This is a genomic window from Streptomyces sp. ICN903, assembly GCF_022015835.1.
Lineage (GTDB): Bacteria > Actinomycetota > Actinomycetes > Streptomycetales > Streptomycetaceae > Streptomyces > Streptomyces fenghuangensis.
In genome coordinates this window covers 39536-49512 of the sequence record NZ_JAKMAY010000005.1, presented here as the reverse complement: position 1 = coordinate 49512, position 9977 = coordinate 39536, and the positions used below count along the sequence as shown (strand labels likewise).

The window sequence follows — 9977 nt, the reverse complement described above, 5'->3', positions numbered from 1 at the left end:
GGGCGGGTGCCGGGCCCGTCGAGCGGGGCCCGGCACGGGGAAGGGGGAGGTCAGGCGGCCCGGCCGGTGAGCTCGTATCCGGCCTCGTCGACGACCTCGGCGATCCGGGCGTCGTCGGGCGCGCCGGCGGTGGTGACGGTGACCCGGCCGGCCGCGACGTCGACCTCGACGTCCAGTACGCCGTCGAGGTCGCCGATGACCTTGGTGAGGGTGGCCTTGCAGTGACCGCAGGTCATGCCGGAGACCGTGTAGACCGTGGTGGTGCCCTCGGTGGTGGCGGTCCGGGCGGTGCCGGTCGAGCAGCTTCCGTCGGGGGTGCAGCAGGACGACATGGTGTTCCTCCGGGAGATCTCGTTAATACCCTAGGGGGGTATTCCTGGTGCCGTCATGTATACCCCCCTCCCCTATGTTTGGCAAGTCCTCGCCGCTCGCCTGTGTATACCCCCTCCAGGTATATGCTTCCGTGGCGGGACCTGATTGGGCAGGCCACGTTCAAGGAGGGTGAGAGCACCATGAACACCGGACTCAAGATCGCCGCGTTCACCGCCGCGCTCGCGGCCGCGTTCGGAGTCGCGTACGGAGTGGGGAACGCGGTGGACCCCGTCACCACCGACCCCGCCCCCGTGGTGCGCACCGACCATGGGGCGGAAGCGGGCCAGGAGGACGGGGAGCCGGAGCACAGGGGGCGGCCGCACCCGTGACCGCAACGGGGACGGATCCGGGACGGGTCTGGTGCCGTCGGAGGAGTGAAGCGCCGGACCCGGCGAGGTTCTGTGGCGGTTGCCGGGTCTTTCCGGGGAGCTCGGCCGTGGTTACTCTCGGGGCGCACTGCCCGGATTCACCCGCCGGGCCGGGCAGCGACTCCTCCCGCCCCCACACGAGAAGGACGCGTCCCGCCATGCCGCAGACCTCTGCCCCGACGACTCCGACGACCCGCCGGAAACGTTTCGACCGGTCCGCGCTGCGGGCGGATCTGCGGGCGGCGGTGCCCGACGCCACCGCCGCGCTGGTGATCACCGCGGGCGTCTTCGCGTGGCTGTACGCGCGCGTGGAGTCCGGCGCCTCCATGACGCTCCAGGTGATGCCCGAGCTGGCGGACGCCGACCGGTACTGGATGTACTGGTTATGCCAGGCGTTCGGCTGGACCGGCCTGCTGTGGGCCTGGATCACGGTCATGCTGGGCCTGGTCAGATCGAGCGCCAGACCGGGGTGGCTGCGGCTGCCGGTGGCACGGATCGAGCGCTGGCACCGCACCACCAGCCTGACCACCATCGGCCTGATGTTCGCGCACGCCGCCCTGTTCTTCGCCGAACTGGTGCGCGCGAACGAGGACGGGGCGGGCTGGGCGGGGCGTCTGGCGACCTCCTTCGCCGAGGTCTTCGTCCCCGGCGTCTACTCCTCCGGAACCGGCCGGATCGCCATCCTGATCGGCCTGCTCGCCCTCTACCTCGCCATCCCGCTCGGCCTGGCCTTCTACCTGCGGCAGGCCACCGGCTCCCGCATGTGGCGGGCCCTGCACCGGTTCGTCATCGTCGTCTACGTCCTGAGTGTGTGGCACACCCTGCTGTACGGCACCAACCTCTGGTACGACGGGGCCTTCCGCACCACCGTGTGGCTCCTCCAACTGCCCGTCGCCGCCCTGCTCCTGATCCGGCTGCTGGCCCCCGCGCGGCGCGGTGAGCGCCTGCACCTGCGCGACGCCGCCAGGCGGCCGGGCGCGCTGCCCCTGGCGGCCCGCCTGGCGGGGCGGGCCGCGGCCGCGGCCACCGTGGTGGCCCTGCTGGTGGTGGCCGCGACCGGCCGGGACGGGGGCCGCACCCCGGGCGTCGCCGGCGCCGGTCTGAACGTCACCCAGACACAGGTGTGGGTGGGGCTGGCCGCGCTGCTCGCCGTCATCGCGGTCGTCGTCCACCGCCTGCGCCCCGCGCCGCGCGCCGGCGCAGCGGCGGCACGCGGCGGGGAGGACGCGCCGTGAGGGATGCGGTGTGAGGGGGCGGCTCGGGAGCCGTGTCAGCCGCCGCCGGGCCGGGCTCCCGAGCCCTCCTCCGCGCCCGGTGCGGTCTCCCCGGGCAGGAAGGTGATGTGGGGCCTGCCGGTGCGGGGATGGAGGACCACCTCGCCCGCCACCCCGTACACCTCGGCCAGCAGCCGGGGCGTGAGAACGTCGGCGGGCGGACCCGAGGCGGTGACCTCGCCGTCCTTGAGGACGTAGAGGCGATCGCAGTAGTACGCGGCCAGATTGAGGTCGTGGAGGGCGACCAGCACGGTCGCCGGAAGGCGGCGCAGCAGGCCCAGGACCTCGAGCTGGTGACGGATGTCCAGGTGGTTGGTCGGCTCGTCCAGGACGAGCAGGGAGGGCTGCTGGGCCAGGGCACGGGCGATGAGCACCCGCCGGCGTTCGCCCCCGGAGAGATGGGCGAAGGAGCGGTCGGCCAGATCGCCGGCGCCCACCGCGGTGAGCGCCGACTCGATCAGACAGGCGTCCTCGGGGCTGTCGCCGTCGAGCAGCCGCTTGTGCGGAGTGCGGCCCATGGCGACGACCTCGCGGACGGCGAGGTCGAAGTCGGCCGCCGACTCCTGCACCACCGCGGCCACGGTACGGGCCAGTCGCCGCACCGGCAGCGACCAGGCGTCGCCGCCGTCGACGCGGACCCGGCCGGAGTCGGGGCGCAGGACGCGGTAGACGGCGCGCAGGAGGCTGGACTTGCCGCTGCCGTTGGGCCCCACGAGCCCGATGGTCTCGCCCGGACGGGCGCTCAGGGAGACGTCCCGTACCAGGTGCCGGGCTCCCGCGGTGAGCGTGACGCCGTCGATGTGGAGGTCGGTCGCGGTCATGCCACTCCCCGGTCGGTGCCCCGCCGGGCGTCCCGGCGCATCAGCCACAGGAAGAAAGGCCCACCGCACAGGGCCGTGAGCACGCCGACCGGGATCTCCATCGGCGCGGCGACCGTCCGCGCGGCGATGTCGGCCCAGATGAGGAAGACCGCACCGCCGAGGGCCGCCGTCGGCAGCACCCGGCGGTGGTCGCCGCCGACGAACAGGCGCACGATGTGCGGCATCATCAGGCCGACGAAGCCGATCGGCCCGGCCGCCGCGACCAGCACGCCGGTCACCAGGGAGAGCAGTACGAACAGCCGGGCGCGGAACCGGGCCACGTCCAGCCCCATCGTGGTGGCCGCCTCCTCGCCGGCCAGCAGCAGGTTCAGGTTGCGTGCCTGCACGACGAGGACGGCGGTGCCCAGGAGCAGGGCCGCGCCGGGCAGCCACAGAGTGTCCCAGCCGACGCCGCCGAGGCCGCCGAGGGTCCAGGCCAGGACCGCGCGGGCCTCGTTGCCCCGGTCGGTGGTGAGCAGCAGGAGGTTCAGCACCGCGGTGAGGACCGACGCGATCGCCACGCCGGACAGGACGAGCCGGACCGAGGTGATCCGGCCGCCGGTACGAGCGGTGACGTACACCAGCAGCAGCGCGCCGAGCGCACCCGCGAAGGCGGCGGCCGACAGCGACACCGGTCCCAGCCAGGTCACCCCGAACACGATCACGGCGACGGCGCCGAGGGACGCGCCGGAGGACACCCCCAGCAGATAGGGCTCGGCGAGCGGGTTGCGGACCAGGGCCTGCAGGGCGGTGCCCACCACCGCGAGTCCGGCGCCGGTCACCGCGCCGAGCAGCACGCGCGGCGCCCTCACGTCCAGCACGATGGTCTCCCGTGCCCGGGACCAGTCGGGGACCGCCCAGTCGGCGCCCAGCGCGTGCGCCACGATGCCCCACACCTGGCCGGGCGGCACCCGCACCGAGCCGATGGCCAGACCGGCCGTGGCCGATACCACCAGCAGGGCGGCGAGGACGAGCAGGGCGGTGGCGAGGGATCCCCGGCCCGCCCGCCTTCCGTCGCGCGAGGGGCGCCGCACGGCCGCATCGGCGGGCGCACTCGCGGCCGGGGCCGTCACCGGAAGTTCTCGGGGTGCAGTCCGCGGGCCAGGTCCTCCACGGCGTGGGCCGAGCGGATGCCGACCAGGGTCGCGGTCAGCGGCAGCACGACGAACCGCTCGTTTTTGACGGCGGGCACATCGGCGAGGGCGGGCCGGGAGAGCAGGAACTCCTTCTTCCGCTCGACGCTGCCGGCGCCGGCGTAGTCGTAGATCGCGATGACCTCGGGCTTGCGCTCGACGACCTGTTCCCAGGAGACGTCGCCGAAGACGTCGTCGAGGTCGGCGAAGACGTTCTCGCCCCCGGCCAGCCGGATCAGCTCGGTGCCCAGGCTCCTGCCGCCCGCCGTGAAGGCCGCCTTGTCGCCGCTGTCGTACACGAAGACGGGCACCTCGGGTTCGTCCTCGACGGCCGCGGCGGCCTCGTCGACCCGCTCCCTCAGGTCGGCGACCAGCTTGTCCGCCCGGTCGGAGACGCCGAAGACCTCGCCGATGGTGCGGATCTCCTCGTAGGTGTCCTCCATCGTCACCCGCTTCTTTCCGCAGTACTCGCGGTTGAGGTGGGTGTCGATGCCGGCGTCGGCGAACGCCTTCCGGGAGCGGCCCTCGTGCTCGTCGAAGGCGCTGCGGTAGCCGCCGTAGACGAAGTCCGGCTCGGCGTCGAGGACCGTCTCGAAGGAGGGCTCCCTCTTCGCCAGTTGGGGGACGGACTCGTAGTCCTCCCTCAGCTCGGGCAGGGGAGCGGAGTCGGGGAAGGCGGTGCCCACCATGCGGTCCTTCAGGCCGAGTGCGAGCATCAGCTCCGCAGGGTGCTGGTGGATGGTGACCACCCGCGACGGCGGCCTGTCGTACGTCGTCGTCACACCGCAGTTGTCGACGGTGACGGGGAAGCCCTCGGCCGGCTCCGACGCGGCCTTCGGGTTCCGGGAGGCGTCGCCGGGGGAGCCGCAGCCCGCGGCCAGCAGGGCCGCCGACAGGGCCGCGGCCGCGGCCCGAAGGACGCGGCGCCGGAGGGGAGGGGAGGGGAGATGGGCACGCGCAGGGGTGGTGGACATGTGAAGCCTCCTGGGGAGTCCGCGCTCCTCGGAACGGGCCCGCGACAGGCCAGTGTCCTGACTCCCGGATCGACGCTTCCCCCTGCCTTCCCGCGCGGCGCGCAGTGGCGTATCGAAGGGGTGCACTCCCCGGTCACAGTGGCGGGACCGTGCCGGATTCGCACCGGCTTCCTGTCTCCCGTCGCGGTGATGACCAGGTGATATTACGTCCTGCGGATTCAGAGGTGAAAGGGCGCGTGGGCCGGGGCCCGCATCCCTGTGCCGTCTCGTCCCCACCGGGCCGCCCGCGAGGCAGGCGGCCCGGCCGGCGATGCCGGTGTCAGCGCTGAGTTCCGCCGTCGGCGGCGTTGCCCGCTCCGGCGGAGGACGGCCCGCTTTCCGTGTGCTTGACGACATGGGGCACCGGTGCGCTCCGGCCAGGAGAGGAGTCGGACTTCATCGCCCTGACCTCGCCCTTGAGGATGCGGGCGGACTTCCCCGCGGAGCGGGCGAGTTCGGGGAGCTTCTTGGCGCCGAGGACGACGATGACGACGATGATGAGGATGGCTGTCTCGCTGATCCCGAGCACCATGGGTCCTTTCCGGAGGTCTGTGCGGTACGGAAGCCACTCGCGGTACCGCTGCGCGGCCCGCGCGGAGTCAGACGTTCACTCCGAAGTCCTTGGCGATGCCGGCCAGGCCGGAGGCGTAGCCCTGGCCGACCGCGCGGAACTTCCACTCCGCGCCGTGGCGGTAGAGCTCGCCGAAGACCATGGCGGTCTCGGTGGCGGCGTCCTCGCTCAGGTCGTAGCGGGCGATCTCGGCGCCGCCGGCCTGGTTCACCACGCGGATGTAGGCGTTTCGGACCTGGCCGAAGCTCTGCCCGCGCGCCTCGGCGTCGTGGATGGACACCGGGAAGACGATCCGGTGGACATCGGCGGGCACGGCGGCGAGGTCCACCTTGACGACCTCGTCGTCGCCCTCGCCCTCACCGGTGAGGTTGTCGCCGGTGTGCTCGACCGAGCCGTCGGGACTGGTGAGGTTGTTGTAGAAGACGAAGTGCCGGTCGGAGGCGACCTTCCCCGAGGAGTCGCACAGCAGGGCGCTGGCGTCCAGGTCGTAGTCGGTGCCGGTGGTGGTGCGTACGTCCCAGCCCAGGCCGACGAGGACCGCACTCAGGCCCGGCGCCTCCTTGCTGAGCGAGACGTTGCCGCCCTTGGAGAGGGAAACTCCCACGCTTTCCTCCTGTTGCCGTTCTGCCGCGCCGGCCTCTGCGCCGGCGGCCGCCAGTGTGAATCTACATCAATGTAGAAGATGTGCGGGTGCCGTTCCGGCCACCGCCCGCCCGCGACGTACGGCCGGCGCGGCCGGGAGGCGGGTGAGGGTTACAGGTCGAACTCGTGGGGCGGCAGGTCGAGCGCGTAGCAGGCCTCGCGGACCAGGGCCCGCTCGGTCGCGTCGAAGTCGCCGTCGGCACCCCCGATGACGATGCCGATCTGAACCACCGCGCGGGCCTCGGCGGGCTTCTTCCTCGCCTTGGCGACCTCCTGCATCACGCTCACCTTGCCCAGTTCGAAATCGGCGGTCAGTGTGTCCAGGTATGCCTCGAAGCGGCGGTGCAGATCGTCGGCGGGGAAGTTCTTCAGCACCTCGTTGCCGGTGATCAGATGGGCGACGCGCCGGCGCTCGGCCGGGTCGATCGTGCCGTCCGCCGCCGCGACCAGGGCGCACATCGCCATGGACGCGTCGCGGAAAGCACCGCTTTTGAGGTCGTTCTTCTTCGCTTCCAGTTGAGCCTGCATGGTCTGGGCGGATTCCTTGATGCGGTCCCACAGGGCCATGTCCACTCCATCCGTCGCCGAGGTCCGGACCGCGAAGGCGCGGCCCGGGAGTCAGGCTATCTTCTACGTTGCTGTAGAAACAAAGAGCGGGTCGCGCTACTGGGTCCTCCCCGTGTTCCCGCCCGGACGAACGGAGCGGGAAGACCGGCCCGCCCGCCCTCTTCCGGGCGGACGGGGAGGGCGAGGCGCGGAACGCCGGGGAGGCAAGGCATGGTGTGGGCGGTGGTCCTGCTGGTGGCGGTCGCACTCGCGGTGCTCGGCCGGCCGGTGCCCGCACTGGGCCAGCCGGCTGCCGGTCGTGGCGGTCGTGCTGCTCGCCGTCGGCCCGGTGAACGGCTGGGAGAGATGGAGAACATGACCGGCCCGCGGCCGTGGCGGACCGTGTCCGGGGACACACACGCCGGACCGCGGGAACTCGACGGACCGGACGGCAGTTGTCACCTGCACGGAAGACGCGGACCGCGCGGCGCGACGGGCCACCGGGCCCGACGGCGGGGCGTGCCCGCCGTCACCTGCGCGCCGACCGCGGAGCGCGGCCGTATCGTCTTGCGCACCAAGCCCACCGAACCAGTACACCGAACCCAGGAGTCACTCTTGCCACCCCGCTCACAGGGTGAGGCCGGCCGGCCCCGCTCCGTCAACCGCCAGGGGGGTGGTGAGCGGTGACCGCCTGGCTCGGACTGCTCGCCGTCCTCGTGCTCACCTTCGGCACCGGGTACTTCGTCGCCCAGGAGTTCGCCTACGTCGCCGCCGACCGGCTCGCGCTGGAACGGCAGGCCGCCTCCGGCGACAAACGCGCCGCACGCGCGGTGAAGGTGCTGGGCCGGCTGTCGTTCATGCTCTCCGGAGCCCAGCTGGGCATCACCGTCACCGGTCTGGTCGTCGGCTTCCTCGCGGAACCGGCGCTCGCCGAGCTGCTGCGCCCGGTCCTCACGGGCGCCGGGGTGCCGGAGGCCGCCGTGGGCGGGGTGGCGCTGACGGTCGCGTTCGTCCTGGCCACCGCGCTGCAGATGGTCATCGGCGAACTCGCGCCCAAGAACCTGGCCCTGGCCGTCCCGGACCGGCTGGCCAAGGCCCTGGCCTCCTCCACACTGGCCTATCTGAAGGTGACCGGCCCGCTGATCCACGTCTTCGACAGCACCGCGAACAAGTTGCTGCGGCGGATCGGAATCGAGCCGGTGGAGGAACTCCACCACGGCGCGACGCTGGAAGAGGTCGGCCACCTCATCGAGGCCGCGCACGAACAGGGCCATCTCCCGCGGCACACGGCCGACCTCGTCGACCACGCCCTGGAGTTCGGCGACCGCAACACCGGCACGGTCATGGTGCCCCGCGTGGAGACCGCCTTCGTCGCGGCGAACGCCCCGGCGACCGAGGTCGTCGAGCTGATCGCAGCCCACGGCCACTCCAACTACCCCGTGCTCGGCGACCGCCCCGACGACGTCGTGGGCGTCGTCGGCGTGCGTGAACTCATGCGGCTCGGCGCCGCCTCCATCGCGACGGCGACCGCCGGCGAACTGGCCCGCCCCGCCCTGCTGCTGCCCGAGACCCAGCCGCTGCCGGACGCGGTCGACCGGATGCGCGAGCGGGACGAGGAGTTCGCCGTCGTCCTGGACGAGCACGGCGGTCTCGCCGGGATCATCACCTTCGAGGACATCGCGGAGGAACTCGTCGGCGAGATCGCCGACGAGACCGACCGCCTGGCCGAGACCGCGGTGCCCGACGGCGACGGCTGGCGGGTCGACGCCGGCCGCCGGCTGGACGAGGTCGCCGAGGCCACCGGCATCCACCTGCCCGAGGCCGAGGACTACGAGACGGTCGCCGGCCTGGTCATCGACCGCCTCGGCCGCTTCCCCACCGTCGGTGACCGCATCACCATCGCCCTGCCCACGCAGGACGGGCACGCGGCCGTCGAGGTGCTGTCCCTGGACCGGCACGTGCCCGAGCGCGTACGGCTGGCCCGCACCACCGCCGGGACCGGCCGCACCGACGGCACCGACCGTACCGGCCGTACCGGCCGGGAGGAGAACGCATGAGCCCGTGGACCGCCGCGCTGGTCACCGTCCTGCTGCTCGCGGCCAGCGGATTCTTCGTCGCCGCCGAGTTCGCCCTCGTCGCGGCCAAGCACCACCGCATGGAGCGCTACGCGGAGGAGGGCCGCAGAGGAGCGAAGTCGGCGCTCGCCGGGATGCGGGAGCTGTCCCTGATGCTCGCCGGCGCCCAGCTGGGCATCACCGTGGCCACCCTCGGCCTGGGCAGCATCTCCAAACCGGCCGTCTCCCACCAGGTCGAGCCCCTGCTGGAGGCCGCCGGCCTGCCCGGTGAGCTGTCCTACGCCATCGCCTTCCTCCTCGCCATGGCGGTCGTCGTCTTCCTCCACATGGTCGTCGGCGAGATGGCCCCCAAATCCTGGGCGATCGCGCACCCGGAGCAGTCCGCGATGCTGCTCGCCCCGGCGTTCCGCGGCATCACGCTGCTGGTGCGGCCGCTGCTGTGGATCCTCAACAGGATCAGCAACGGACTGGTCAGGCTGTTCCGGGTCACCCCGCGCGAGGAGCTGGCCCCGGTCCACAACCGCGAGCAGCTCACCCACCTCATCGCCGAGTCCCAGCGCCTGGGCCTGATCACCAAGGGCGAGTCCGGTCTGCTGACCCGTTCGCTCACCGCGCCGCAGGAGCCGGTCGGCGCACTGATGGTCCCCGCCGACCGCGTCATCGCCGTCCCCGCCGACGCGGACGCCGACACCGTCCTGGCCACCGCCTCCCGGCACGACCGCACCCGGCTGCTGGTGCTGGACGGCCCCCGGGTCGTCGGTTCGGTCCACGCCCGCGACGTGCTGGTGGCCCGCACCCGCGGCCGCGCGGCCACCGCCCGCGCCCTGGCCCGCCCGGTTCCCGAGCTGGAGCCGCACGACACGGTCGCGGACGGCATCGAACTGCTCAGGCAGCGCCGCGCGACCCTGGCCGTCATCCGGGACGAGGGGGGAAGGCTGTCCGGGATCGTGAGCCTGGACGACCTGATCGCCCGCCTGACCCACGCGGCGTGAGCGTGCCGGTCGCCTCACGGCCGGAGCCCCGGCCGTGAGGCGACCCCTGCGCCGACATCTCCGGAAGGGCGCCGGCCGGGCCGGCTTCCCCGGGGGCCCCGGGCACCCCGCCCGCCGTCGCCGACGCCAGG

The 9977-nt window shown here is 72.9% G+C and carries 11 protein-coding genes and 1 riboswitch; of the genes, 4 read left to right on the top strand and 7 right to left on the bottom strand.

All coding sequences use genetic code 11. The features are described 5' to 3' along the window. Positions 1-50 precede the first annotated feature (50 nt). Positions 51-332, bottom strand: coding sequence for a heavy-metal-associated domain-containing protein (locus L7D48_RS01310; protein ID WP_237876301.1), 282 nt, complete (start codon positions 330-332; stop codon positions 51-53). A 180-nt stretch (positions 333-512) separates the two neighbouring features. Here L7D48_RS01310 and L7D48_RS01305 point away from each other — a divergent pair, with 180 nt between their 5' ends. Together L7D48_RS01305 and L7D48_RS01300 are read left to right on the top strand one after the other, a co-directional pair. After that, positions 513-701, top strand: a complete 189-nt coding sequence (locus tag L7D48_RS01305) for a hypothetical protein (protein ID WP_237876311.1) — start codon at positions 513-515, stop codon at positions 699-701. A gap of 197 nt (positions 702-898) precedes the next feature. Further along, positions 899-1975 carry a ferric reductase-like transmembrane domain-containing protein gene (locus L7D48_RS01300; protein ID WP_237876296.1) on the top strand — a complete coding sequence of 359 codons (1077 nt, stop codon included), beginning with the start codon at positions 899-901 and terminating at the stop codon, positions 1973-1975. A 35-nt stretch (positions 1976-2010) separates the two neighbouring features. On the opposite strand, the gene L7D48_RS01295 is transcribed toward L7D48_RS01300, so the two are convergent. From L7D48_RS01295 to L7D48_RS01270, 6 genes are all read right to left on the bottom strand, one after another. Further along, positions 2011-2835: an ABC transporter ATP-binding protein gene (locus tag L7D48_RS01295; protein WP_237876290.1), complete on the bottom strand. Its 825-nt coding sequence runs from the start codon at positions 2833-2835 to the stop codon at positions 2011-2013. Then, on the bottom strand, positions 2832-3947 hold the full coding sequence (locus tag L7D48_RS01290) for an iron ABC transporter permease (protein ID WP_237876285.1): 1116 nt from the start codon (positions 3945-3947) through the stop codon (positions 2832-2834). Before L7D48_RS01290 ends, L7D48_RS01295 begins: the two co-directional genes overlap by 4 nt. Further along, complete coding sequence (locus L7D48_RS01285) at positions 3944-4981, bottom strand: ABC transporter substrate-binding protein (RefSeq protein WP_237876279.1); 1038 nt, start codon at positions 4979-4981, stop codon at positions 3944-3946. The genes L7D48_RS01290 and L7D48_RS01285 overlap by 4 nt, the downstream gene beginning before the upstream one ends. Before the next feature lie 29 nt (positions 4982-5010). Next, a riboswitch (cobalamin riboswitch) is annotated at positions 5011-5194 on the bottom strand. Between the two features lie 106 nt (positions 5195-5300). Continuing rightward, a complete protein-coding gene (locus L7D48_RS01280; protein ID WP_237876306.1) occupies positions 5301-5549 on the bottom strand; it encodes a twin-arginine translocase TatA/TatE family subunit in 249 nt (82 codons plus the stop codon). 70 nt (positions 5550-5619) lie between these two features. Continuing rightward, a complete protein-coding gene (locus tag L7D48_RS01275) occupies positions 5620-6195 on the bottom strand; it encodes a TerD family protein (protein ID WP_237876275.1) in 576 nt (191 codons plus the stop codon). Between the two features lie 149 nt (positions 6196-6344). After that, entirely contained in the window at positions 6345-6800 is a 456-nt protein-coding gene (locus tag L7D48_RS01270) for a tellurite resistance TerB family protein (RefSeq protein WP_237876269.1), read from the bottom strand. A 662-nt stretch (positions 6801-7462) separates the two neighbouring features. On the opposite strand from L7D48_RS01270, the gene L7D48_RS01265 reads away from it, so the two are divergent. Both L7D48_RS01265 and L7D48_RS01260 read left to right on the top strand, forming a co-directional pair. Next, entirely contained in the window at positions 7463-8836 is a 1374-nt protein-coding gene (locus tag L7D48_RS01265; protein ID WP_237876265.1) for a hemolysin family protein, read from the top strand. After that, the gene (locus L7D48_RS01260) at positions 8833-9846 is read left to right on the top strand and encodes a hemolysin family protein (protein ID WP_237876261.1); all 1014 of its coding nucleotides are present in this window, start codon (positions 8833-8835) and stop codon (positions 9844-9846) included. The genes L7D48_RS01265 and L7D48_RS01260 overlap by 4 nt, the downstream gene beginning before the upstream one ends. Positions 9847-9977 lie beyond the last annotated feature (131 nt).

Excerpts from the sequence above, each read along its gene's own strand:
- L7D48_RS01300 (WP_237876296.1), top strand. The coding sequence starts at position 899 with ATGCCGCAGACCTCTGCCCCGACGACTCCGACGACCCGCCGGAAACGT.
- L7D48_RS01270 (WP_237876269.1), bottom strand. The coding sequence starts at position 6,800 with ATGGCCCTGTGGGACCGCATCAAGGAATCCGCCCAGACCATGCAGGCT.
- L7D48_RS01305 (WP_237876311.1), top strand. The coding sequence starts at position 513 with ATGAACACCGGACTCAAGATCGCCGCGTTCACCGCCGCGCTCGCGGCC.
- L7D48_RS01295 (WP_237876290.1), bottom strand. The coding sequence starts at position 2,835 with ATGACCGCGACCGACCTCCACATCGACGGCGTCACGCTCACCGCGGGA.
- L7D48_RS01260 (WP_237876261.1), top strand. The coding sequence starts at position 8,833 with ATGAGCCCGTGGACCGCCGCGCTGGTCACCGTCCTGCTGCTCGCGGCC.
- L7D48_RS01310 (WP_237876301.1), bottom strand. The coding sequence starts at position 332 with ATGTCGTCCTGCTGCACCCCCGACGGAAGCTGCTCGACCGGCACCGCC.
- L7D48_RS01285 (WP_237876279.1), bottom strand. The coding sequence starts at position 4,981 with ATGTCCACCACCCCTGCGCGTGCCCATCTCCCCTCCCCTCCCCTCCGG.